At 61.8% G+C, this 21,991-nt stretch carries 23 protein-coding genes; 8 read left to right on the forward strand and 15 right to left on the reverse strand.

All coding sequences use genetic code 11. The features are described 5' to 3' along the window. Nucleotides 1-40: 40 nt before the first annotated feature. Both DEJ54_RS11725 and DEJ54_RS11730 read right to left on the reverse strand, forming a co-directional pair. Nucleotides 41-676, reverse strand: coding sequence for a hypothetical protein (locus DEJ54_RS11725; RefSeq protein ID WP_113154727.1), 636 nt, complete (start codon nucleotides 674-676; stop codon nucleotides 41-43). Between the two features lie 160 nt (nucleotides 677-836). Next, complete coding sequence (locus tag DEJ54_RS11730) at nucleotides 837-1,349, reverse strand: DinB family protein (protein ID WP_113154728.1); 513 nt, start codon at nucleotides 1,347-1,349, stop codon at nucleotides 837-839. A 114-nt stretch (nucleotides 1,350-1,463) separates the two neighbouring features. Here DEJ54_RS11730 and DEJ54_RS11735 point away from each other — a divergent pair, with 114 nt between their 5' ends. Together DEJ54_RS11735 and ndk are read left to right on the forward strand one after the other, a co-directional pair. After that, nucleotides 1,464-2,153, forward strand: coding sequence for a glutathione S-transferase family protein (locus tag DEJ54_RS11735; RefSeq protein ID WP_113154729.1), 690 nt, complete (start codon nucleotides 1,464-1,466; stop codon nucleotides 2,151-2,153). A gap of 181 nt (nucleotides 2,154-2,334) precedes the next feature. Beyond that, entirely contained in the window at nucleotides 2,335-2,757 is a 423-nt protein-coding gene (ndk, locus tag DEJ54_RS11740; protein WP_113154730.1) for a nucleoside-diphosphate kinase, read from the forward strand. Between the two features lie 160 nt (nucleotides 2,758-2,917). Here the strand turns inward: ndk and DEJ54_RS11745 are convergent, their stop codons facing one another. The 6 genes from DEJ54_RS11745 to DEJ54_RS11770 all read right to left on the reverse strand — a co-directional run bounded on the left by DEJ54_RS11745 (nucleotide 2,918) and on the right by DEJ54_RS11770 (nucleotide 9,574). After that, nucleotides 2,918-5,170 carry a bifunctional diguanylate cyclase/phosphodiesterase gene (locus DEJ54_RS11745; RefSeq protein WP_113154731.1) on the reverse strand — a complete coding sequence of 751 codons (2,253 nt, stop codon included), beginning with the start codon at nucleotides 5,168-5,170 and terminating at the stop codon, nucleotides 2,918-2,920. Between the two features lie 117 nt (nucleotides 5,171-5,287). Beyond that, complete coding sequence (locus DEJ54_RS11750; RefSeq protein WP_113154732.1) at nucleotides 5,288-5,758, reverse strand: molybdenum cofactor biosynthesis protein MoaE; 471 nt, start codon at nucleotides 5,756-5,758, stop codon at nucleotides 5,288-5,290. Nucleotides 5,759-5,760: 2 nt separating this feature from the next. Beyond that, nucleotides 5,761-6,018 carry a molybdopterin converting factor subunit 1 gene (moaD, locus tag DEJ54_RS11755; protein WP_113154733.1) on the reverse strand — a complete coding sequence of 86 codons (258 nt, stop codon included), beginning with the start codon at nucleotides 6,016-6,018 and terminating at the stop codon, nucleotides 5,761-5,763. Continuing rightward, nucleotides 6,015-6,614, reverse strand: a complete 600-nt coding sequence (pgsA, locus tag DEJ54_RS11760) for a CDP-diacylglycerol--glycerol-3-phosphate 3-phosphatidyltransferase (protein WP_113154734.1) — start codon at nucleotides 6,612-6,614, stop codon at nucleotides 6,015-6,017. Before pgsA ends, moaD begins: the two co-directional genes overlap by 4 nt. A 207-nt stretch (nucleotides 6,615-6,821) precedes the next feature. Then, a complete protein-coding gene (gene uvrC, locus DEJ54_RS11765; RefSeq protein WP_113154735.1) occupies nucleotides 6,822-8,813 on the reverse strand; it encodes an excinuclease ABC subunit UvrC in 1,992 nt (663 codons plus the stop codon). Then, nucleotides 8,810-9,574 carry an SDR family oxidoreductase gene (locus DEJ54_RS11770; RefSeq protein ID WP_113156241.1) on the reverse strand — a complete coding sequence of 255 codons (765 nt, stop codon included), beginning with the start codon at nucleotides 9,572-9,574 and terminating at the stop codon, nucleotides 8,810-8,812. The genes uvrC and DEJ54_RS11770 overlap by 4 nt, the downstream gene beginning before the upstream one ends. Before the next feature lie 324 nt (nucleotides 9,575-9,898). On the opposite strand from DEJ54_RS11770, the gene DEJ54_RS11775 reads away from it, so the two are divergent. Then, on the forward strand, nucleotides 9,899-10,552 hold the full coding sequence (locus DEJ54_RS11775; protein ID WP_113154736.1) for an outer membrane protein: 654 nt from the start codon (nucleotides 9,899-9,901) through the stop codon (nucleotides 10,550-10,552). A 138-nt stretch (nucleotides 10,553-10,690) separates the two neighbouring features. Here DEJ54_RS11775 and DEJ54_RS11780 read toward each other — a convergent pair whose 3' ends face one another. Beyond that, nucleotides 10,691-11,632 carry a calcium/sodium antiporter gene (locus tag DEJ54_RS11780; RefSeq protein WP_113156242.1) on the reverse strand — a complete coding sequence of 314 codons (942 nt, stop codon included), beginning with the start codon at nucleotides 11,630-11,632 and terminating at the stop codon, nucleotides 10,691-10,693. 302 nt (nucleotides 11,633-11,934) lie between these two features. On the opposite strand from DEJ54_RS11780, the gene DEJ54_RS11785 reads away from it, so the two are divergent. Further along, nucleotides 11,935-12,606: an outer membrane protein gene (locus tag DEJ54_RS11785; protein ID WP_113154737.1), complete on the forward strand. Its 672-nt coding sequence runs from the start codon at nucleotides 11,935-11,937 to the stop codon at nucleotides 12,604-12,606. 66 nt (nucleotides 12,607-12,672) lie between these two features. Here the strand turns inward: DEJ54_RS11785 and DEJ54_RS11790 are convergent, their stop codons facing one another. The 3 genes from DEJ54_RS11790 to DEJ54_RS11800 form a co-directional block, all read right to left on the reverse strand. Then, nucleotides 12,673-13,344: a ribonuclease gene (locus DEJ54_RS11790; RefSeq protein WP_113154738.1), complete on the reverse strand. Its 672-nt coding sequence runs from the start codon at nucleotides 13,342-13,344 to the stop codon at nucleotides 12,673-12,675. 23 nt (nucleotides 13,345-13,367) lie between these two features. Continuing rightward, on the reverse strand, nucleotides 13,368-13,805 hold the full coding sequence (locus DEJ54_RS11795) for a hypothetical protein (protein WP_113154739.1): 438 nt from the start codon (nucleotides 13,803-13,805) through the stop codon (nucleotides 13,368-13,370). A gap of 81 nt (nucleotides 13,806-13,886) precedes the next feature. Continuing rightward, on the reverse strand, nucleotides 13,887-14,735 hold the full coding sequence (locus tag DEJ54_RS11800) for a 23S rRNA (adenine(2030)-N(6))-methyltransferase RlmJ (protein WP_113154740.1): 849 nt from the start codon (nucleotides 14,733-14,735) through the stop codon (nucleotides 13,887-13,889). A gap of 84 nt (nucleotides 14,736-14,819) precedes the next feature. Between DEJ54_RS11800 and DEJ54_RS11805 the strand changes: the two genes are divergently transcribed. Further along, nucleotides 14,820-16,922 carry a molybdopterin-dependent oxidoreductase gene (locus DEJ54_RS11805; protein ID WP_113154741.1) on the forward strand — a complete coding sequence of 701 codons (2,103 nt, stop codon included), beginning with the start codon at nucleotides 14,820-14,822 and terminating at the stop codon, nucleotides 16,920-16,922. A 314-nt stretch (nucleotides 16,923-17,236) separates the two neighbouring features. Here DEJ54_RS11805 and DEJ54_RS11810 read toward each other — a convergent pair whose 3' ends face one another. Genes DEJ54_RS11810 through purM form a run of 3 tightly spaced genes read right to left on the reverse strand, consistent with a single transcriptional unit; the run spans nucleotide 17,237 to nucleotide 19,408 of the window. After that, nucleotides 17,237-17,659, reverse strand: coding sequence for a DUF1801 domain-containing protein (locus DEJ54_RS11810; protein WP_113154742.1), 423 nt, complete (start codon nucleotides 17,657-17,659; stop codon nucleotides 17,237-17,239). Between the two features lie 10 nt (nucleotides 17,660-17,669). Continuing rightward, nucleotides 17,670-18,344 (reverse strand): phosphoribosylglycinamide formyltransferase, encoded by a 675-nt coding sequence (gene purN / locus DEJ54_RS11815; protein ID WP_113154743.1) that lies wholly within the window; start codon nucleotides 18,342-18,344, stop codon nucleotides 17,670-17,672. Next, nucleotides 18,341-19,408 (reverse strand): phosphoribosylformylglycinamidine cyclo-ligase, encoded by a 1,068-nt coding sequence (gene purM, locus DEJ54_RS11820; RefSeq protein ID WP_113154744.1) that lies wholly within the window; start codon nucleotides 19,406-19,408, stop codon nucleotides 18,341-18,343. The genes purN and purM overlap by 4 nt, the downstream gene beginning before the upstream one ends. A gap of 205 nt (nucleotides 19,409-19,613) precedes the next feature. Between purM and DEJ54_RS11825 the strand changes: the two genes are divergently transcribed. From DEJ54_RS11825 to hdaA, 3 genes are read left to right on the forward strand one after another with little or no spacing between them, the layout of a single operon-like run. Continuing rightward, nucleotides 19,614-20,171 carry a CDP-alcohol phosphatidyltransferase family protein gene (locus tag DEJ54_RS11825; RefSeq protein WP_113154745.1) on the forward strand — a complete coding sequence of 186 codons (558 nt, stop codon included), beginning with the start codon at nucleotides 19,614-19,616 and terminating at the stop codon, nucleotides 20,169-20,171. After that, on the forward strand, nucleotides 20,137-21,297 hold the full coding sequence (locus DEJ54_RS11830) for an AI-2E family transporter (protein ID WP_328850064.1): 1,161 nt from the start codon (nucleotides 20,137-20,139) through the stop codon (nucleotides 21,295-21,297). Before DEJ54_RS11825 ends, DEJ54_RS11830 begins: the two co-directional genes overlap by 35 nt. A gap of 11 nt (nucleotides 21,298-21,308) precedes the next feature. Beyond that, complete coding sequence (gene hdaA / locus DEJ54_RS11835) at nucleotides 21,309-21,986, forward strand: DnaA regulatory inactivator HdaA (RefSeq protein ID WP_113154747.1); 678 nt, start codon at nucleotides 21,309-21,311, stop codon at nucleotides 21,984-21,986. Nucleotides 21,987-21,991 lie beyond the last annotated feature (5 nt).

Here is a 21,991-nt window from a genome sequence, read left to right on the forward strand (position 1 = left end):
CCCGGAGCCCCTGTTGCAGCCATATTAATGGGTTCTGACCCTAGCGGGCCGCAGCCTGACGAAGCGCCTTGCACATCTGCACCAGCGCATAATCCCAGGCGTTCGGATCACGCAGAATGCTGACGCAGCGTTTGCGATAGACGGCGATCTGCTGATTGCTCATGCCGCTCAGCGCGCGCTGGCCGATATTGTTGCCGCTGCTGAAAATGCCGGTATTGGTGCTGCCCGGTCGTCCCGCGCGGGGTGTTCCTGTGCCGGGCGTTCCCGTGCCGCCCGTGCCAACACCGACGCCAACACCAATCCCGCCACCGCCGCCGCCAATATTGGCGTCGACACCGGCATTCACGCCGCCGCTGCCGCCGAGGGAAGCCGTCGTGCCGGAATCGACCACGCCTCCACTTCCGCCCACGCTCGTGCTGCTGGAGACGCTCGCCGCGCCGCCGACGGAGGCATTGGCGTCAACGCCTGCGACACTGCCACCGCCCACTGACGCGCCCACACCGGCGCTTGTGCCGCCCTGATCCACACCGACGCTGGCGCCAAGGCCGTTATCCGTATCTACCGATGCGGAGATGCCACCGACGCTGACATCAATCGCCTGACTTGGGGTGATCGTGGCCAATGCAATGACCCCGCTGGCCACGCCTGCGAGAATTCCATTCTGCACTTTGTTCATGGTTCTCCTCCTTGATGGCGGTTTTCGTCCATTCAAGGATGGTAGGGGCAATATGAAAAAGTGAAGGGTACTATTGGATTGAGGGTTTAATTGTAGAGTCGAAGTTTGTGAAATATATAATCAAATTTATTGTTTTAAGTCTGTAATGAATGGTCGCGCATCAGGCGAATCTTGCTCCGTCTTTTGTGCGGTGAAAATATATGAGATCCAGTGACGGTGCTTCCACGCCCAGTATCGACAATGCGGCATGCGCCTGACCGCGATGATGCGTCTGGTGATTGAAGAAATGCACAAGTGCGGGCGCAAGCCGCTGTGAAACGGTGCGAACATCCGTAACGGTCACATAGGTAAAACGTCCTGAAAACGCAGCCTCGTCCAGACTATCGATCCATTCCACAATGCGTTTGTCTTCGTCGTCACGGGCAATCCGCAGGGCGGGCAGCGCGCTGTGCAAGATGGTGTCCAGCGCAGCGGGGGATGCGCCTTCGCCGGTGAAGCGCTTCATCCAGATCAGGTCGCCCACCAGAATGTGATTGAGGGTTCTGAGCAGGGATTTGAAGTAGAGGCCGATATCGCGATCAAGCGCGTCGGGGTCCAGCGTCTCGGCTGCATCGTAGATCCGGGCGTTGGCCCAGAGATTGTAGGCGGCCAACATTTGGAATTGCTGTTTCATTGCTTTGTCCGGGAGGCTGGAACAAGAGAATCTCGCCCCAGCGTATTGCATGGCGAACGGATTATGAAATCCTCTCGCATCTGACAGCGCCAATCGCAATCGAGAGGACGAGTTGTGACCATTACACTTTATGAACTTGTGGGCGTGGATGCAGCGCGTCCTTTCAGCCCGCATTGCTGGAAAGTGGCGTTTGCCCTGGCGCATAAGGGGCTCGATTTCACGACCGTACCGGTGCCCTTCACGCAAATCGGCGCAATCGAGGGCGGGGCCACGAAAACGGTTCCGCTGATCCGGGATGGCGAAACGCTGGTCGGCGATTCCTTCGCCATCGCGCTCCATCTGGAAGAAGCCTACCCGGAGCGGCCAAGCCTGTTTGGCGGAGAGGGCGGCGTGGTTCTGTCCCGTTTCATCGAGAAATGGGCCAATGCAACGCTTGTTCCGTTCGTCGGCGCGTCTCTTCTGCCGGAGATACACGCGGCTCTGGAAGAAGATGACCAGGCCTATTTCCGCCAGACCCGCGAGGCGCGCTTCGGTGGCGTGCTCGAGGATGTCGCCCGGGGGCGCGAGGAGCGGCTTGAAGCGTTTCGCAATGCACTCGTCCCGCTGCGCGCCGTGGTCAAGCGGCAACCATTCCTGGGCGGGGAGGGACCGCTCTTCGCCGATTATATCGTGGCCGGCGTCTTCCAGTGGGCGCGCGTCATATCGCCGTTCCCTTTCATCGCGGAGGACGATCCCGTCGCACACTGGTTCGAGCGGTGTCTGGAACTGCATGACGGTCTGGGCCGTCGCGTGCCGGCTGCCTGAGCGACGTCGGCGCCTTTCGATGAAGGAGAGATGACGGATCGGGTGTGAAAACCGCCGCTCAGCGGGCTGAAATCATGCAAGGCGGCGTTGGCCCTTCCCATGTGGGCTCTGGCCGGTTATAGACCGCGCCATCTTCAAACATGGGCCAAGGCCCTAAATCCAGACAATCGAAGGACAGACCATGGCGATCGAACGCACTTTCTCTATGATCAAGCCGGACGCAACGAAGCGCAACCTGACCGGCGCAATCACCAAGAAGCTCGAGGACGCCGGCCTGCGCGTCGTCGCTTCCAAGCGCGTGTGGATGAGCCGCCGTCAGGCAGAAGGCTTCTACGCCGTTCACAAAGAGCGTCCGTTCTTTGACGAACTGTGCGAGTTCATGTCTTCCGGCCCGACCGTCGTTCAGGTTCTCGAAGGCGAGAACGCAATCCTGAAGAACCGCGAAGTTATGGGCGCCACCAACCCGGCAGACGCTGACGAGGGCACCATCCGCAAGGAATTCGCCACTTCGATCGGCGAAAACTCCGTCCACGGTTCCGATGCTCCGGAAACGGCTGCTGAAGAGATCCGTTACTGGTTCTCCGATCTCGAGATCGTCGGCTAAAGCAATTCCAGGAAAAGTGGGAACCGGTTTCCCGTCCGGAATTGCGCAAGAACAATGAATGAGAGCGTTTTCGCGATCCAACGAAAAGCGGCAATGCTCTCATTCTGAAGGTTCTTCACGAACCACCAGTTTGAAAACCGGGGCTCAGGCCCCGGTTTTTTTATGCGCCCTGCCGGGTGGAGCCGGGAAAGCGCAGAATGGAGGTGGGGTTGCGGTCGAGAACGAACCTGGCAAAGTCCTCGCCCGTCATGGCGCGCCCGTAGAGCCAGCCCTGGAAGAAGGCGCAGCCGGATGCTTTCAGAAGCGCTTCCTGCCGGGCCGTCTGGACATGCTCCGCCACGGCCGAAAGGCCGAGCGTGGAGGCCATGTCGAGCATGCTCTGCACCAGTGCGCGGTTGTTTTCGCTCGCTTCGATATCGGCGATGAAGCTGCCATCCACCTTCAATTCGTCGAAGGGCAGTTTCTTCAGATAGGCGATGGAGGAATAGCCGGTTCCGAAATCGTCCAGCGACAGCCGCACGCCAAGCGCCTTCAGTTCGTTCATGCGTCGCTGGATCTGCATCTGGTCGCTGGTCAGCACACGCTCCGTCATCTCCAGTGTGAGAAGCTGCGGATTGAGCCCATGCTCTTCCAGCCGGTCATGCAGGAAGGCGACGAAATCCGGATCGCGCAGCGATTTGAGGCTGATGTTCACCGCCATGCGCAGCCCTTCCAGCCGCGGGTTCTTCTTCCATTCGGCCAGGGTGCGAACACTGGTTTCGATGACACCGCGGCCCAGAAGCTCCGAGAGACCGTGCTGTTCGGCCAGTCCCACGAAATCGCTTGGCGACAGGGCGCCGTGATCGGCGTGGTTCCAGCGCAACAGCGCCTCGGCCCCCACCACATGCCCCACCATGTTCACCTGCGGCTGGTAGTGGAGCTCCAGATTGTTCTCCACCAGCGCGCCGCGCATGTCGCTCAGGAGGCGGAAGCGCTTGCGCTCCTTCTGCAGAACGCGCGGGTCGAACAGCGCAACATTGTTCCGGCCCGAACTCTTGGCCTGATACATGGCCATGTCGGCATTCTTCATCAAAACTTCGGGACCGCGCTCGCTGCCATCGAAAACGAGCACGCCAACGCTTGCGGAGGTGCGATGGGTCATCTGCCCAAGCGTAAACTCCTGGCGGAGGGCGGCAAGCACACGGTTGGCCGCCACAATCGCGTTGCGCGTGGCGCTGGCGGCGGTGGTGTCGCTCAGAGAGAGGACGATGACGAACTCGTCGCCGCCGATACGCCCGACCGTGTCGCCCGGGGCGACGGCTGCCTGCAGGCGCGTGGCGACCTGCTTGAGGAAGATGTCGCCGACATCATGCCCCATCGTGTCATTGAGCGTCTTGAAATTGTCGAGGTCGATGAAGAGGATCGCGCCGCGATTGCCGTTCCTGCTGCATGCCTCCATCTGTTTGCCGACCGCATCGAAAAGGCAGCGGCGGTTGGGTAGTCCCGTCAGCGGATCAAAGAAGGCAAGCCGCTCTATTTCGAGCTCGTTTTTTCTGCGCGCAGACGTGTCGGAAAGGTAGCCGTGCCAGACGATGCCGTCCTCGGTGCTTTCGGGCATCGCGGCGACGCGCAGCCATTTCTCCGAACCATCGACGGCATGCAGGCGGAACTCGCACTCCCAGGCGGAGAGGTTCATGCCCGATTGGCGCAGCGTCTCCAGATACCGTGCGCGGTCTTCAGCATGCACCATGTGGAGGATCGAATTGGGGTCGCCGGGCACCGCATTATACTCATAACCGAGCAGATCACGGAAACCGCGCGAGGTGTAGAGTACGGAAAACCGGCCGCCATTGCGCCGCAGCATCTGGAACAGGCCGCCGGGAAGCTGCGATGTCAGCTTCTCGAACATGTCCTGCAGTCGCAGGCGCTTCACGGTCTCGGTGATCTCGCGCACCGATCCTTCATAATAGAGCGGTTTGCCGGTGCGGCGGTCGCGCACGAGGCGCGCCGATTCACTGATCCAGATGCGCTCGCGCGTCTTGTGGCGATAGACTTCCGAGATGAAATTCTCGACCTTGCCGTTCTTTTCAAGCTCCGCGCGAAACGCGTCGCGCCGGGCCGGGTCCACATACCATTCGCTGCCAATATCCGTGACGCCGGCCAGGAGCTCGGCTTCGCTGTCATAGCCATTGAGGCGCACGAGGGCCGGGTTGGCGCTCAGCTGGCGGCCGTTGGGCAGCGAGCGGTAGATGCCCTCGGAAAGATTGTCGATCAGCTCCTGATGGTTCACCTGCTCGTCACGCACGGCGCGATAGGTTGAGCGCATGCGAAACAGGCAATAGGCCAACGCAAGACAGCCCAGAAGGCCGCCAGCCGCGATCCACCAGGCGAGGCCCGCCTGCGTCGCCAGCATCGTCTGGATATTCTCAGACATTGCTCTCCCACCAAGATAACTCAGGGGAATGCTATAACCTGTAACGGCTTGCCCAAATGTCTAGGAACGGGAGAAAAGCCGGCTATCGTTAGTGAAGGGTAAAGGGAAGAGGTTTGATCAGCGCTGCCAGCGTTTCATGTCTTCCAGATCGCCCGCCCTGGCCTCGACCCAGTCTCCGCTGTTTTTCTCGGAAACATGCTCTTTTTTCCAGAAAGGAGCGCGGGATTTCAGGAAATCCATGAGGAAATCGGCAGATTCGAAGGCAGCCCGGCGGTGCGAGGAGGCAGCGACCACGAGCACGATGTTTTCCCCAGGGGCAATGCGGCCAAACCGGTGGATAACCGTCAGGCCGGTCAGGGGCCAGCGCTCGACCGCCTTGGCAGCGATGCGCGCGATCTCGGCCTCGGCCATGCCCGGATAGTGTTCGAGTTCGAGCGCATCAAGCCGCCCGTTCTCATCGCGGCAAAGCCCGGTGAAGCTCACCACCGCGCCAACGTCGCGGCGGCCTTCGGTCAGGCGGCGGCTTTCGGCGGCAGGGTCGAAATCCTCTGCCTGAACACGCACCAGAGGCTCGCAAGGCGCAGTCATGGTCAGCCCCCGGTCATGGGCGGAAAGAGCGCCACTTCACCGTTCCGGGGCAGGGCGGCCGTGTGCTCGGCATGCTCATGATTGATTGCGACGCGGATCACGTCGGACCGCTCAAGGGCGGTTTCGTAGTTTTCGCCACGGGTTTTCAGCCAGGCGAGCAGGTCCGTCACTGTCTTGACGTCGGCGGGCAGGTCAACGGTCTCTTCCGGCAGGCCGATGCGCTCACGAACCCAGGCGAAATAGACGAGTTTCACGGTCATTCCTCCACAATATGCTTCAGCCCGGCGCGGAAATAGTCATAACCGGTGTAAAGCGTCACGACGGCCGAGATCCAAAGAAGCACAATGCCCATCTCGGTGGTGTAGGGCAGGATCTTGTCACCGGCGGGGCCGGCCAGCAGGAAGGCGATGGCGACCATCTGGATCGTCGTCTTCCATTTGGCGAGCTGCGTCACGGGAACGCTGACCTTGAGTGCTGCGAGATATTCGCGCAGGCCAGAAACGAGAATTTCGCGGCACAGGATGATGATCGCAGCCCACAGTGACCATCCGGCGATGGTGCGGTCGGTATCGGCTGCCAGGAGGAGAAGGCAGGTGGAGACGAGGAGCTTGTCGGCGATGGGATCAAGCATCTTGCCGATATTCGAGGTCTGCTTCCAGATGCGCGCCAGGTAGCCATCGAAGTAATCGGTAATGCTGGCGAGGATGAAGAGCGCCAGCGCCGACCAGCGGGCGAAGTCGCTCGATTGCAGCCGTCCCTCCAGGAAAAAGCACAGCACAATCGCCGGCACCGCAAGAATGCGGCCATAAGTCAGGAGGTTCGGGATGTTGAATGCCGGCGTTCTGCGTCTGGCCATGAAGCGCAATCCTGCTCAGGTCTGCCCCGGAATGTGCGGACACATTCCAACCCATTGATTTTAAAATCACCGCGTCCCAAGCGCGAGGACACGACGAACACACGCCCGTCGGGCTCGACTGGCAAATACCAATCGTTACCTGTCAAATCAGAACCGGGAGCGAACGGCAAGCGCCAACCGGGGTAACCGCGACGAAAGAACGCCGCTTCAGCCGTTTTCGTGGAAATGATTGTAGATCTGGCGGGCAATTGCCTCGGAGATGCCGTCCACGGCGATCAGGTCATCAATGCCGGCGCGGCTGACAGCCTTGGCCGTGCCGAAGTGATGCAGCAATGCGCGCTTGCGGCCGGGGCCGATGCCGCTGATCTCATCAAGCGGGTTCTTCACCATCTCCTTCTTGCGGCGCGCCCTGTGCGAGCCGATGGCGAAACGGTGCGCCTCGTCGCGCAGCCGCTGGATGAAATAAAGCACGGGATCACGCACCGGCAGGGTGAACGAGCTTTTGCCGGCCATGAAGAAGCGCTCGCGTCCGGCATCGCGGTCGACGCCCTTGGCGACGCCGATGGCTGTCACCATTTCCATGATGCCGAGTTCCTCGAGGATCTGCGCGGCGGCCGCCAGCTGTCCCTGACCACCATCGATCAGAATGACATCGGGCCAGGCGGGCATGTCCGCCATCTCGGGAGCGTCGGCCTCGTCATCACCGGTCTTCTGTGCGTCCCCGGCAATCGGGAGGCCGTTCTCCTTGATGAGGCGGGAGAAGCGTCTCTGCATCACCTCGCGCATCATGCCGTAGTCATCGCCGGGGGTGATGTCGGTCGAGCGGATGTTGAACTTGCGATACTGGTTCTTGGCGAAGCCTTCCGCTCCGGCGACGATCATGCCGCCCACCGCGTTGGTGCCCATGATGTGCGAGTTGTCGTAGACCTCGATGCGGCGCGGGGCTTCTTCCAGTCCGAAGGTTTCGGCAAACCCCTCCATCAGGCGCGCCTGCGAAGAGGTTTCCGCCAGTCGCCGTCCAAGCGCCTCGCGGGCGTTTTGAAGCGCGTGGTCGGTCAGGTCCTTCTTCTCGCCACGCTGCGGGCACAGCACCTGAACCTTGCGGCCGGCGCGGGTGGAAAGCGCCTCGGTGAGAAGCTCCTGCTCGTCGACTTCATGCGACAGGAGCACCATGCGCGGGCAGGGCTTGTCGTCATAGAACTGGGCGAGAAACGCGCCGAGCACCTCATTGGCCTCAAGCGCCGGGTCCGCCTTGGGGAAATAGGCGCGGTTGCCCCAGTTCTGCCCGGTGCGGAAGAAGAAGACCTGAATGCAGTTCTGCCCGCCTTCCTGATGGATGGCGAAGACATCGGCTTCCTCAACACCCTGCGGGTTGATGCCCTGATGGCTCTGCACGTGGCTAAGGGCGGAAAGCCGGTCGCGATAGATCGCGGCGCGCTCGAAATCGAGCGCCTCGGAGGCTTCCTGCATGGATTTGGCGATCTCCGCCTTCACCCTGCTGGAGCGACCGGAGAGGAAAGCCTTCGCTTCCGAAACGAGTTCGCCGTAATCGGCTTCGCTGATTTCGCCGGTGCAGGGGCCGGAGCAACGCTTGATCTGATAGAGCAGGCAGGGGCGGGTGCGGCTTTCGAACACGGAATCCGTGCAGGTGCGCAGCAAAAAGGCGCGTTGCAGCGAATTGATGGTGCGGCTGACGGCGCCGGCGGAGGCGAAGGGGCCGAAATAATCGCCCTTCTTGGAGCGCGCGCCGCGATGCTTGAAGATGCCGGGCGCGGAATGGTCGCCGGTCAGAAGGATATAGGGAAACGATTTGTCGTCGCGCAGCAGCACGTTGAAACGCGGGCGCAGACGTTTGATCAGATTGGCTTCCAGAAGCAGCGCTTCGGTTTCCGTTCGCGTGACCACGAACTCCATCGACGCCGTTTCGCGCACCATCCGGCCAATGCGGTTGGTGTGGCCGCGCCCCTGCGCGTAGTTTGTGACGCGCTTCTTCAGGCTGCGGGCCTTGCCCACATAGAGAACATCGCCCTCGGCGTTCATCATCCGGTAGACGCCGGGTGCGTTCGGTAGCCGCTTTACCGCAGACTGGATGACCTCGATGCCGACCACGCCATCGGTGGTCTCGCCGCTGTCCCAGTCGAGGGCGAGGTTTGCCGGTTCCTTGGGGGCAGTCTCCTTGAGGACGGTTTTGGCGTTCACTCGGGCACTCCCGCCACGTCAGGCGTTTCCCAGGCCAGGTGCTGGCCGCCGTCGAGCGCGATCATCTGGCCGGTGATCGAGCGCGTCTCCCAGAGATAGCGCACCGTGCGGCCGAAATCGTCCAGATCCGGCGCGCGCCCCAGAATGAGGCCATCGGTCTGACGGTCGAAATCTTCCTGCTGCTGGCGCTGGTTGGGCAGGGTGGGGCCGGGGCCGATGGCGTTGACGCGGATGTTCGGGCCAAGCGCCTGCGCCATGGTGCGTGTCGCGGTCCAGAGCGCGGATTTGGAAAGCGTGTAGGTGAAGAAGCGCGGGTTCAGTCGCCATACGCGCTGGTCGATCATGTTGACGATCAGGGCCTGCGCATCTTCGGGCAGGGCCTTTGTCAGCGCCTGTGCGATCAGCGCAGGGGCTTTGACGTGAAGGTCGAAATGGGCGTCCCAGCCTTCGTCGGTAAAGTCGGAGACTGCATCATCCTCGAAGATCGAGGCATTGTTGATCACGACGGACGGCAGGCCCAGCGCCTCTTCTGTCTGGCCGATCAGCGCCCGTGTCGCCTTGCCATCACGCAGGTCGGCCTGCAGAACGGCGGCCCGTCCGCCTGCCTCGATGATTTCGGCGGCGAGCCGGTCGGCAGCGTCGCGCGAATGGCTGCAATGGATGGCCACGGAAAAGCCGTGACGGCCCAGATCGCGCGCGATGGCCGCGCCGATGCGTTTTGCGCCGCCGGTAATCAGTGCCGTTCCATTGGTCTGTGCCATGTCACTCCCGTCTGTGTCGGTCAGCCGCGAATCCTGTGCGTCTGAAAGCTGAATTTCCATGATGTCATTTAGGCCGAATGAGGCGCGTCTCCAACCCCGTAGCCGCGACATGCGTATTCTCCTGACAGAGAGGGCAAAGGCCAGGGATTTTGGTTTTGATGACTAAGAATTATAAGGCTGATTTTCTGTTGTTTACGTATTCGTACATGTAACTGAAATTTCCGAAGAGTGCCAAAATTCGGACAAGATTGGAAATGATGGAGGGCTGTCTTCGGGTTAAGAAGATTGTTTACGTATGTTTTGTTTTATAAACGGGAAAATTTCATGAAATCGAGTTTTATCCTTCGCTTGAGCACCATGGTTGCCGTGTTGGCAGTCGCCATGGGCATTGGTCCGGCCCTGGCTGCTGACCTTTCGGGTTCGAATGCAGCACCGGATCCCGTCATTCAGCTTCCCGGTTGGGAAGGCACCTATCTGGGCGCCACGTCCGGCGTGGTTCGCACACGTGGCGATGAGGACGGGGACGCAAAGACGAGCACTGACTATATCGGTGGCGTGTTCGCTGGCTACAATGCCCAGACAGGCAAAGTTGTTTACGGTGTCGAGGGCGAGCTCGGCTATAACGGCCTGAAGGCTTCCAGCCTGGGTGCTGACATCAAGGGCGGTGTCAATGGTGCGGTTCGCGGACGCCTTGGTTACGCGGTCAATGACCGCCTGCTGATCTACACGGCCGCCGGTCTGGCTGCCGGGCGCTACAGCGTAAAGGACGGCAGCGTGTCGGATTCCAGGATGCTCACCGGCTGGACGGCAGGTGTCGGCGCTGACGTGGCGCTGACGGACAAGGTGTTTGCCCGTGGCGAGTATCGCTACACGAATATCGGCAGCATCGGGAGCAACACCTTCGAAACGGCAGGCGGCCCCGCAAAGCTCTCTGGCGGCATGAACGAGTTTCGCATCGGCCTCGGCGTGCGCTTCTGATCACCCGATCAAAGTCAGGCCAGATGTATTGATCTGGTCCTTAAATTGAGATGAAGCCGGCGCGAGGCCGGCTTCATCATTTTCTTTTCGTCGCTGGGCATGCGCGATCCGGAAGGCCGCGATCCGGAAGACCGCGATCTAGAACACGGTGGCGATGTATCCGGCGAACGCCGCCAGCATTGCGCCGCCAACCGCCTTTCCGGCGGGAAGGCGCAGGAAACCCAGAAGCGCCAGCGCAAGGCTCGCGCCCAGCATTACCCACATGTCGACGGAAATGATGCGCGGATCGACGGCGACCGGCGTGATCAGCGCCGTCAGTCCCATGATGCATGCGATGTTGAAGATGTTCGAGCCGACAATGTTGCCCAGCGCCATCGTCGACTGACGCTTGAGCGCTGCGGCCACGCTGGTTGCGAGCTCGGGCAGCGAAGTGCCAATGGCGACAATGGTCAGGCCAATGGCGGCGTCGCTGACGCCGAAGCTCTCAGCAATCCGCACGGCGCCGGCAACAGTCAGCTGCGCGGCGATGGGGAGGCCGACGACGCCGGCAACAAGATAGATGATGACCCGTTTGCGGTCATGCGGTGCTTCCCCGATATCGTCATGGAAGTCATGGTTTTCCGGAGCCCCGCTGCTTCTCGCATCGTAAATCTGCCAGGCGATGAAAGCGCAAAGACCTGCGAAGAGTGCAGCGCCTTCAAGCCGGGTGATGACGCCCCCCGCAAGCATCCACATGAAAACTGCCGTCGTACCCAGCATGGCGACCAGATTGCGGCGCAGCCCCTTCTCATTGGAGATGACGGGGTAGATGAGCGCTGGCACGCCCAGCACCAGAAGCACATTGGCGATGTTGGAGCCAACCACGTTGCCGACGGCAAGGCCAGGCGCGCCGGAAAGCGCAGCCTGAACGGATGTGAAAAGTTCAGGTGCGGAGGTTCCGAACGCCACCACGGTCAAGCCGATGATGAGAGGGGAAATTCCGAGATTCTCGGCAAGGCCGACGGCGCCCTTCACAAAGATGTCGCCTGCGAAGAATAGAAGCGTGACGCCGACTGCCAGTATAAGCAGACTGAAAAGCATGAATGTCCCCATGTGATCCGCGATTTCTCGCGGTATATAGGTGCTCACCTGTCGGCCCCCAAGGCCCGGAAATAATTCTGTTGCCAAATTGCAACGTCAATTTTCCGCCTCATTGGCGCCCCCGAAAGACCTATTTTTGGGGCACGTTCAGCCTCATTTCACGCCCAGATAAGGGCATGCGACGTCGGGATAGCTTCCTCCCAAGGTTCCTGGCCTCGCCAGCGTGGTGCGTTTTACGGGCATGATGCTCAAGAGGGACGACCACAGCTTTGAAAATGCTAGTGGCTTAAGGAGTATGGACCATGAAAGCCCATAAGAACGTCATTCTGTCGACGGCCGCAGCCGTTGGTTTTGTCGCAGTCGCAGGCGTTGCCAATGCAGCCGATGCGGTCATCGAGCAGCCGCCGGCACCGCCCGCAGCGCCGGTGATCTCCACCCCGATCAACAATTGGGAAGGCGGCTACGCCGGTATCGCACTCGGCTACGGCTTCTCTGGCGAAACCTCCGCCAACCAGCCGGTCGTCGGCAACGACATCGGCACCGATGGCTTCGTCGGCAACGGCTTTGCCGGTTGGAACTTCCAGTCCGGTAGCTTTGTCTACGGTGTCGAAGGTGATGTCGGGTACAACGGCATGAAGGGCACCAATGCCGGTGTCGAATCCAAGGGTGGCGTCGACGGTACGCTGCGCGCACGTCTTGGTGTTGCCGCGACCGACAACATCCTGATCTACGGTACGGCCGGTGGTGCTGCAGAGCGCCTGAAGGTTTCCGATGCAGCCGGTTCCGACACCAACACCATGCTCGGCTGGACGGCCGGCGCAGGTGTCGACGCCAAGCTGACCGAGCGCGTCTTCGGTCGCGTCGAGTATCGCTACACGAAGTTCGGCAGCGAGACGTTCAACACCGGTAGCGGTGCACAGGACGTCAGCGACAGCTCCAACAAGGTCATGTTCGGCCTTGGTATGCAGTTCTAATCGAACTGAAGAGCAATCGGGAAAAGCCGGGCCATGCGCCCGGCTTTTTCTTTATTCGCCGCTTCTTTATCTGCCGCGGGCCGGGGGCAGGAGAACGCGCTTGCTGCGGCAATCCTTGCGGTCCACCGCTTCGCAGGCGCGGAATTCCATGTCCTTCGTCATGCAGATGCGCACCTCGCGCAGATAGCGCCTGTCGCAGGTGACCGCGATCGCATCCTTCTCCAGCCCCGGATTGGCGGCAAGGAAAGCCTCCTCCACGGCCTCAGGCGAGACCATCACCGGTTTTTCCAGGTTTCTGAATGCGGGCGGCGTCTCTACGCGCTCACGCGCCTTGCGGGTGAGGGCGAAATAGTCTTCCTGCGCAACGCCCGTGCACATGCCGTGCTTGCGCCACTGGTGCCCCATCAGGCCGGCGGATGGCATGATGTCGCGATAGCGGTCTACCAGCACGTTGGGCACGCGCTGCGGGCGTTTGGAGCGGCAATACTCCGGATAGCCATCTTCATATTGCGGCCACAGACCGTGGACGACGAAGGCATAGGGACGTTCGCGCCCGCATTGCTGCCGGTTCGCGTCTGCGCCTTCAGCGGCGCAGTAGCTGGGCGACCAGCTCAGAGACAAGACGTAGAAGTCGAACACCCCAGTCGGCGCGCCGCGCTCGCCGGCAAGCGCCGGCGCAGCCCCTGACAGAATCAGACAGGCGAAAGCTGCGGCCCGCAGCCGTTTGCCAATGCGCATGGATTGCCCCGGAACTGAATTGCCTATCGCAGAACGCGGCAGCCGCCGTCATAGACGTTCCAGCGGTCGAAGCCGGAAACGCAAAACTCCACATTGTTGCCGAGGCCGGCAAAGCCCTGACCGTATTCGACCAGATACCAGATGGCGCGGTCGCGTCCGTCGGAGAGGCGCGCCGTCGCACGGCAATAGCGCCGCTCAATAGGGCTGTCTGCCGAAGACGGGTTGTAGCGGGTCTGATAGGCGCCGTGGAAATCGACGATGTCGACATTCGGCAGATTCGGTACGTGGGTGACCTGGTAGCGAAAACGCTTCTGGATCGTCGACTGGACGCCTGCATCCGCGCAGACATCACCGGTCGCGCCATAGGCGCCAACCGGATCGGCCGCTTGCGCCTGCATTGGAATGAATGCGGTGGCGAAAATTGCGGCGAGGCTGGCTGCCAGAGCCTTGAAGCGCGCCATGAGACTGTCTCCTGGATGAGTGTTACCGTGTAATGCGTAGAGTTTTGCGCCAGCCCGTCTTCGGGGTCAAGCACGGGCGGGTCATTCTGCCGCCAGCCTTTCGATGCTCCAGCGTCCCTTGCCATTGTCGCCGAGTATGCGGGCAAGCGGCGGCAGGACGGTTTCCATTTCCTTCTGCAGCACGAAGGGCGGGTTGACGATGATCATTCCCGTGCCGTCGAGGCGCGGTTCGGATGAGGGCGCGCGCAGCTCCAGCCGGATGTCTATCACATCGGCGATGCCGCTGTCGGCAAGCGCCTTGCGGAAGGCGTCGACCGCCCTGTGGTCCTTGATCGGGTACCAGATGGCATAGATGCCACCCGGCCAGCGCGCATGTGCTTTCTGAAGCCTGGCCGCGATGCGTGTGAACTCGCCTTCCTGCTCGAAGGGCGGGTCGATGAGGACCAGTCCACGCTTCTCCTTCGGCGGCAGATGCGCGCCGAGCGCCAGCCAGCCGTCTAGCTCGATCACGCGTGTCTGGAAATCGCCGGCGAATTCCTCTTTCAGACGGGCGGCGTCCTGCGGGTGTAACTCGACGGCGGTCAGGCGGTCCTGTTTGCGCAGGAGGTGGCGTGTGACGCGGGGCGAGCCCGGATAGCGCTGGATGCCGCCTTCCTGATTCACTGCGTGAACGGCATCGAGCAAGGGATTCAAAAGGCTGGCGGTTTCAGCATCGAGCGAAGCCTCCATCAGCCGTCCGATGCCGCCCTGCCATTCACCCGTCTTCTGCGCCTCCTCGGAAGAAAGGTCATAGAGGCCGATGCCGGCATGGGTGTCGATGACGCGAAAGGCTTTGTCCTTGCGCTTCAGATATTCGACGATGCGCGCCAGCACTGCGTGTTTGACCACATCCGCAAAGTTTCCGGCGTGATAGACGTGACGATAGTTCATGTTTCCCGCTTCGGTGGCGTTTGCACCTGATTTTCTGAAAACTGGCTCTACGCGTGTGCAGAGAAAATCGCTAGTGTCCCCGCCATGAACACACACGCAAACATCCATATCGGACATTCGGCCTGCCCGCATGACTGCCCCTCGACCTGTGCGCTCGACGTTGAGATGAAGGACGGTCGCATCGGTCGCGTTTACGGCGCGAAGGACAATAGCTACACCGCCGGCGTGATCTGCGCCAAGGTGGCGCGCTATTCGGAGCGTATCCATCACCCGGACCGGCTTTTGAAGCCGCGGGTGCGTTCGGGTGCGAAGGGTGAGGGCAACTGGAAGGAAGCGAGCTGGGATGCCGCGCTCGATCTGGTGGCGGAAGCCTTCCTCAAGGCCGAGGAAAAGCATGGCAGCGAGGCCATCTGGCCTTACTACTATGCCGGCACGATGGGGCTCGTGCAGCGCGATTCCATCGACCGGCTGCGCCACGCCAAGCGCTATTCGGGCTTTTTCGGCACGGTCTGCACCAATGCGGCATGGACGGGTTTCGTGATGGGGGCGGGCGATCTGCGCGGTCCCGATCCGCGCGAGATGGCCAAATCCGACTGCGTGGTGATCTGGGGCACCAACGCGGTTGCCACACAGGTCAATGTGATGACGCACGCGATCCGCGCGCGCAAGGAGCGCGGCGCGAAGATCGTGGTGATCGACGTCTACGACAACGCCACGATGAAACAGGCGGATATCGGCCTCGTCCTTAAGCCGGGAACGGACGCCGCGCTGGCCTGCGCGACGATGCATGTTCTCTTCCGTGAAGGGCTGGCGGACCGGGCATTTCTCGCAAAATACACGGATGACCCCGCCGGGCTCGAGGCGCATCTTGCAACGCGCACGCCCGAATGGGCGTCCGCCATCACCGGCCTTTCGGTGGAGGAGATCGAGACCTTCGCACGGCTGGTAGGCGAGACGAAGCGCACCTTCTTCCGCCTCGGCTACGGCTTTACGCGCAATCGCAACGGCGTGGTGAACATGCACGCTGCCCTGTCTGTCGCCGCCGTCACCGGCTGCTGGCAATATGAGGGTGGTGGCGCGTTTCACTCCAATTCATCGATCTTTCGGCTGGACAAGTCACTGATCGAGGGCGAGGCGCTGCGCGATCCCGCGATCCGCTCTCTCGATCAATCGCAGATCAGTCGCATTCTCACCAATGATGAAGAGGCGCTGCGTGGTGGCCCGCCGGTCACCGCGCTTCTGATCCAGAACACCAATCCGGCCAACATCGCGCCGGAGCAACGGCTGGTGAAACAGGGCTTCCTGCGCGAAGATCTCTTCACCTGTGTGCACGAGCAATTCATGACCGACACGGCGAAGCTTGCCGATGTGGTTCTGCCGGCCACCATGTTCCTGGAGCATGACGACATCTATCGCGGCGGGGGCCACCAGCACATCGTTCTTGGGCCCAAACTGGTCGATGCGCCGGGCGAGGCGCGCGAGAACATCTTTGTCATCGAAGAACTGGCAAAACGCCTCGGCGTTGCCGATCAGCCCGGCTTCGGGCTCTCCGCGCGTGCGCATGTGGACTGGATGCTGGAACGCCGTGGCCTCGGTGACTTCGACAGTCTCAAGGAAGAGCGCTGGGCCGATGTGCAGCCGGATTTCGACACGGCGCATTTCGTCAACGGGTTCGGTCATCCGGATGGCAAGTTCCGTTTCCGCCCGGACTGGACCGGCACGCCCGCGCCCAATCGTCCACCCGCATCCATCGGGCTGCAGGGGCCGCATCAGCGTATGCCGGAATTCCCTGACCATATGGATTTCATCGAGACGGCAGATCCCGAGCATCCCTTCAGGCTCGCCACTTCGCCGGCGCGCACCTTCCTGAATTCGAGCTTTACGGAGACGCCGGGCTCGATCAAACGGGAAGGACGCCCGGAACTGATGCTGCATCCCGACGACGCTGCCGGGCTTGGGCTTTCTGTCGGAGACCGCGTTGAAATCGGCAATCAGCGCGGCGAGGTGGTGCTTCACGTCAAGCTGTTCGATGGCGTGCGGCGCGGCGTGGTGATCGCAGAGGGCATCTGGCCGAACACCGCTCATGAACGCGGTGAGGGCATCAATGTGCTGACCGGAGCCGATTCCATCGCACCTTACGGCGGCGCGGCGTTTCATGACACGAAGGTCTGGGTGCGGGCCGTCTGAAGCGTTTTTCAGACCTGTCAGAAAGGACGAAGCCTCTCAATTCACTGGCTTCGTCCGTGTTTCTGGGTGGCCCGGCGCCCATCCAGACGCCATGCGCACGACATCTCATTGCATGAACGTGGTGCGTGGTTCGACAGGCCCACCATGAGGCAAGTGGTGGCTGGGAGGCAAGTGGTGACTGGGAGGCAAGTGGTGGCTGGCGGAGAGCCTTGAACAAAGGCGTTGCGCCGGGTTTGACAAGCAACGCCCTCCCTCGTTCAACAAGCAACACACTCGCTCATTGTTAGCCTGTCGAACCACGCACAGCTTGAACGTCAGGAGCGCTTCTGGTGATAGGTCAATGCCAAGGCAAGACAATGGCTTAGGGCGTCTTCCGGAATCACTTCGTCAGGCCGGAACAGAAGTGCGCGGTTGCCTTCGAAAGTGAAGCGGTCGGGATAGTGCTCGCGGAATTGCCGGATGAGCGATGTCTGGCAGTGGACGAAAAGCGCCCAGCCATCTGACGGAGATTTGGGAATGCCCAGCCGGATCGTGCTGCCGGATTTGGTCTCCGGCGTCAGATAGGCGGGCTGGCCCCATTTCAGCGTTTCCTCGATCCGGCCAATGCCTGCGGTGCGGCGGGCCGTCTCGAAGATCAGTTCACGGACGCGAAGCAATTGCGGCCGAACGGCATCCGGAAAGGCGGAGAAGACTGCAGCGATGGCAGGCGAAGGGAAGGGCGGTTCGGTTGCGCTCAACCTGCCGCCCTTAGTCCCGGCGCTGGCCGGGTGAAACGATGGCGAGATCGCCGCGTTCTTCGTCGACGCCGGAGAATACGGCTGCGCCGCCGGACATGCGCACCTTGCCTTCAACGAGGTAGCGAAGCGCCAGCGGATAGAGACGGTGCTCCACCTTGAGCACGCGCGCGCCCAGCGTTTCCTCGGTGTCGTTGCTCAGAACCGGCACGGCTGCCTGCGCGATGATCGGTCCCTCATCCATTTCCGGCGTGACGAAATGAACGGTGCAGCCATGAACGCGCACGCCATTTGCCAGCGCGCGGGCATGGGTGTCGAGCCCGCGGAAACTGGGCAGAAGGGCCGGGTGGATGTTGATCATCCGGCCTTTCCACTTCTGAACGAATTCCGGTGTCAGAAGGCGCATGTAACCGGCAAGGCAGACGATTTCGGCCTTCAGTTCGGTCAGCGCCTCGTGGATTGCCGCGTCATGCGCTGCACGACCGTCATACTCGCGCGAAGGCACAACCCTGGTGGGGATGCTGTGGGTCTCGGCGATCTCGAGGCCGCGCGCATCGGCGCGGTTGGAGATGACACCAACGATCTCGGCTGGAAAGGCAGGGTCGATGGCAGCGGCAACCAGCGCCGCCATGTTCGAACCACGGCCTGAGATGAGGATCGCAACCCGTTTGCGCGCGCGCCTGGTCATAGGTCGAGTTCACCGCGATAGGTGACGCCGGCTGCCTGGCGCGGCACGATCTGGCCGAGCATGGTGACGCTCTCGCCCGCTTCCTGAAGCAGTGCTGCGATCTGGGCGGCCTCATCGGCAGCCACGGCAACAACCATGCCGATGCCGCAGTTGAAGGTGGAAAGCATCTCGCGCTCGGCAACGCCACCCGTCCCGGCAAGCCAAGAGAAGACCGGCGGCACGTCGATCGCATCGAGGTCGATCTCCGCTGCCAGATGATCAGGCAGAACGCGCGGCAGGTTTTCAGGGAATCCGCCACCGGTGATATGGGCAAGCGCCTTGATGCCCCAGGCGGCTTTCAGCGTCGCGAGCAGGGATTTGACGTAGATGCGCGTCGGCTCCAGCAGCGCCTCGCCGAGCGTCTGCCCGGGGGCGAAGGGGGCCTTGTCGCTCCATTCGAGCCCGGCGTCGGAAACGATGCGGCGCACAAGCGAGAAACCGTTGGAATGGACGCCGGAGGAGGCGAGGCCGAGCAGAACGTCGCCCTCGGCAATGTCGCCGGTGGGCAGAAGCCTGCCACGCTCGGCCGCACCCACGGCGAAGCCGGCGAGGTCGTAATCATCACCGTGATACATGCCGGGCATTTCCGCCGTTTCGCCGCCGATCAGCGCACAGCCGGCCTGCTTGCAGCCTTCCGCAATGCCTGAAACGATGGCCGCGCCCTGATCGGGATCGAGCTTGCCGGTGGCGAAATAGTCGAGGAAGAAGAGTGGTTCTGCGCCCTGAACGACCAGATCGTTCACGCACATGGCCACAAGGTCGATGCCGACCGTATCGTGCTTGTCCGCCTCGATGGCAATCTTGAGCTTGGTGCCGACGCCATCATTGGCAGCCACCAGCACCGGGTCGGTGAAGCCCGCCGCCTTCAGGTCGAACAGGCCGCCAAAGCCGCCGATCTCGCTGTCAGCGCCCGGACGGCGCGTCGCGCGCACCATGGGCTTGATCTTGTCCACCAGCCGGCTGCCCGCATCGATGTCGACGCCCGCATCCGCGTAGGTAAGGCCGTTCTTGGGTTCCTGAGCCATATCGTTCTCGCCGCCGCGTTTTTCTGGGCTTCTTGCATGAAGGCGGCGCTTCCGCAAGGCGCGAGATATCAACAAGCTGGCCTATTGAAAGCGCGGGGCTCTCCCACAATCTGAGAAAGCCTGCGATAAGTGTGCGCCGAAACGTGGTCTGGCCGCAATGGTCCGATAGGAGGCGCGAGACGGGCGCGAGGCTGGAGTAGGAACCATGACGATACCCAACGTCATAACATTGATGCGCTTTATTCTGGTGCCGGGTGTGGTGTTTGCGCTTCTGACCGGTGACAATGGCTGGGCGTTTGCCGGGTTCCTGATCGCCGGCATTTCCGATGGCGTGGACGGTTTCATTGCGCGCCATTTCAACCAGCGCACGGAACTGGGCGCTTATCTGGACCCGATTGCCGACAAGCTGCTGCTGGTCAGCGTCTTTGTCGTGCTGGGCTACATGATGGAACTGCCCCTGTGGCTGGTGATCGCCGTGGTGTCGCGCGATGCGCTCATCATTGGCGGCGTGCTGTTGGCCAATGTGATGGGGCATCCCGTGGCCATGAAGCCGCTGTTCGTCTCCAAGGCCAACACGCTGGCGCAGATATTGCTGGCGCTTCTCGTGCTGGCCGAACTTGCCTTTGGATATAGTTCCGGTGCCGTGCGACTGTGGCTGATCGTGGCCACCGGCCTCTTGACCGTGGCTTCCGGAGCGGCCTATCTCATCGCCTGGATCAAGCACATGAGTGGATACGCAGAAAGTGACGCCGAAGGACACTGACAGCAACGCTGGGCCTGCGGTCGCCCGCTCGCCCCAACGCCCGCCATTGATACGCAACATTGCCTTCTGGCTGTTGGCGGCGCTGGCGCTTGTGCTGTTCCTCTACGTGTTCAGCTCGATCCTGCTGCCTTTCCTCGCCGGCATGGTTCTGGCCTATTTTCTGGACCCGGTCGCCGACCGGCTGGAGCGCATGGGCCTGTCGCGCACCTCGGCCACGGTGGTGATCCTGATCGGCTTCGTGGTCGTTCTGGCGGTCGGGCTGATGATTGTGGTGCCGGTGCTTGGCAAGCAGCTTGCGGATTTCGCCAGCCGCCTGCCGGAATATCTCACACGCCTTCATGAGCTGATGATCCGGCTGGAGCCGAAATGGGTCGACAGCCTGCTGAACGGCGAGACGGAAGCGCTGCGCGAAAACCTGACCTCCATCCTGGCGCAGGGCACAAGCTTCCTGGGCACGCTGTTCAAATCCGTATGGAGTTCGGGTGTCGCCATCGTCAACGTGGCGAGCCTTTTCGTGGTCACGCCGGTGGTTGCCTTCTACATGCTGCTCGACTGGGACCGCATGGTGGAAAAGGTGGACAGCTGGGTGCCGCGCGACCATGTGGAGACGGTGCGCCAGATCGCCCGCGACATCAATGTGGCGACGGCAGGGTTCGTGCGCGGGCAGGGCACGCTGTGCCTTATCCTCGGCGTCTTCTATGCGGTCGGCCTTTCGCTGGTCGGGCTCAATTTCGGCCTGCTGATCGGTCTGTTCGCCGGCCTTATCAGTTTCATTCCCTATGTCGGCTCGCTGGTTGGCTTCGGCCTGTCCATCGGCATTGCCGTGGTGCAGTTCTGGCCGGAATGGTGGTGGGTGCTGGCGGTGGCCGCAATCTTCTTCTCCGGCCAGTTTCTCGAAGGCAACATCCTGCAGCCCAAACTGGTGGGCAAGAGCGTGGGCCTGCATCCTGTCTGGCTGATGTTCGCGCTGTTCGCCTTTGGTTATCTGTTCGGCTTTGCAGGCCTTCTGATCGCCGTTCCTGCGGCTGCGGCGGTGGCCGTGCTCGTGCGTTTTGCGATCAAGCAATATCTCGCTTCGCCGCTCTATAGCGGGCATCAGAAGCCGGGCAATACGCCCGAATCCTAGGACGACAAGAAATGCCTTCCCGCCAGCTTCCGCTAGACCTGCCTTCCGGAGAAGCGCTGACACGCGATGATCTCGTGGTGACGCCCGCCAATGCGCGCGCGGCGGCGCTGATCGAGAACTGGCCGTCCTGGCCCGCGCCGGTGGTGATCCTTGCAGGCCCCGCCGGCAGCGGAAAATCGCATCTGGCGGCCATCTGGTGCGAGGAGGCGGATGCCGCCGTCATCGCGTCCGATGGCATTGGCGCGGAGGCCATCGAGCTGGCCGGGGAGCGGCCGATCCTGATCGACAACGCCGATCGTGGCCCGGTGGACGAGAACGGTCTTTTTCACCTGATCAATGCGGCGCGCGCCGGCGGACAGCCCATGCTTCTCACTGCGCGCAGCTTTCCCGGCGCGTGGGGCGTGAAGCTGCCGGATCTTCTGTCGCGTTTGAAGGCGGCTGCGACCGTCGAGATCGACGAGCCCGACGACATGCTGCTTGCCGGCGTCATCACCAAGCTCTTCGCCGACCGGCAGGTGGATGTGGAGCCGCATGTGGTGCAGTTTCTGGTGCGCCGCATCGAGCGCTCGCTTTCGAGCGCGATCAGCGCCGTCGACGCCATCGACCGCGCCGCACTGGAGCGCAAGACGCGCATCACAAGGCCGCTGGCAGCCGAGGTGATCAACGCGCTTGAGGCAAAGGCTTCCTGAAGCCG

This window comes from Nitratireductor sp. OM-1, assembly GCF_003296175.1.
Lineage (GTDB): Bacteria > Pseudomonadota > Alphaproteobacteria > Rhizobiales > Rhizobiaceae > Nitratireductor > Nitratireductor aquimarinus.

Excerpts from the sequence above, each read along its gene's own strand:
- DEJ54_RS11725 (WP_113154727.1), bottom strand. The coding sequence starts at position 676 with ATGAACAAAGTGCAGAATGGAATTCTCGCAGGCGTGGCCAGCGGGGTC.
- DEJ54_RS11730 (WP_113154728.1), bottom strand. The coding sequence starts at position 1,349 with ATGAAACAGCAATTCCAAATGTTGGCCGCCTACAATCTCTGGGCCAAC.
- ndk (WP_113154730.1), top strand. The coding sequence starts at position 2,335 with ATGGCGATCGAACGCACTTTCTCTATGATCAAGCCGGACGCAACGAAG.
- DEJ54_RS11745 (WP_113154731.1), bottom strand. The coding sequence starts at position 5,170 with ATGTCTGAGAATATCCAGACGATGCTGGCGACGCAGGCGGGCCTCGCC.
- DEJ54_RS11750 (WP_113154732.1), bottom strand. The coding sequence starts at position 5,758 with ATGACTGCGCCTTGCGAGCCTCTGGTGCGTGTTCAGGCAGAGGATTTC.
- moaD (WP_113154733.1), bottom strand. The coding sequence starts at position 6,018 with ATGACCGTGAAACTCGTCTATTTCGCCTGGGTTCGTGAGCGCATCGGC.
- pgsA (WP_113154734.1), bottom strand. The coding sequence starts at position 6,614 with ATGGCCAGACGCAGAACGCCGGCATTCAACATCCCGAACCTCCTGACT.
- DEJ54_RS11770 (WP_113156241.1), bottom strand. The coding sequence starts at position 9,574 with ATGGCACAGACCAATGGAACGGCACTGATTACCGGCGGCGCAAAACGC.
- DEJ54_RS11775 (WP_113154736.1), top strand. The coding sequence starts at position 9,899 with ATGAAATCGAGTTTTATCCTTCGCTTGAGCACCATGGTTGCCGTGTTG.
- DEJ54_RS11780 (WP_113156242.1), bottom strand. The coding sequence starts at position 11,632 with ATGCTTTTCAGTCTGCTTATACTGGCAGTCGGCGTCACGCTTCTATTC.
- DEJ54_RS11785 (WP_113154737.1), top strand. The coding sequence starts at position 11,935 with ATGAAAGCCCATAAGAACGTCATTCTGTCGACGGCCGCAGCCGTTGGT.
- DEJ54_RS11790 (WP_113154738.1), bottom strand. The coding sequence starts at position 13,344 with ATGCGCATTGGCAAACGGCTGCGGGCCGCAGCTTTCGCCTGTCTGATT.
- DEJ54_RS11795 (WP_113154739.1), bottom strand. The coding sequence starts at position 13,805 with ATGGCGCGCTTCAAGGCTCTGGCAGCCAGCCTCGCCGCAATTTTCGCC.
- DEJ54_RS11800 (WP_113154740.1), bottom strand. The coding sequence starts at position 14,735 with ATGAACTATCGTCACGTCTATCACGCCGGAAACTTTGCGGATGTGGTC.
- DEJ54_RS11805 (WP_113154741.1), top strand. The coding sequence starts at position 14,820 with ATGAACACACACGCAAACATCCATATCGGACATTCGGCCTGCCCGCAT.
- purN (WP_113154743.1), bottom strand. The coding sequence starts at position 18,344 with ATGACCAGGCGCGCGCGCAAACGGGTTGCGATCCTCATCTCAGGCCGT.
- purM (WP_113154744.1), bottom strand. The coding sequence starts at position 19,408 with ATGGCTCAGGAACCCAAGAACGGCCTTACCTACGCGGATGCGGGCGTC.
- DEJ54_RS11825 (WP_113154745.1), top strand. The coding sequence starts at position 19,614 with ATGACGATACCCAACGTCATAACATTGATGCGCTTTATTCTGGTGCCG.
- hdaA (WP_113154747.1), top strand. The coding sequence starts at position 21,309 with ATGCCTTCCCGCCAGCTTCCGCTAGACCTGCCTTCCGGAGAAGCGCTG.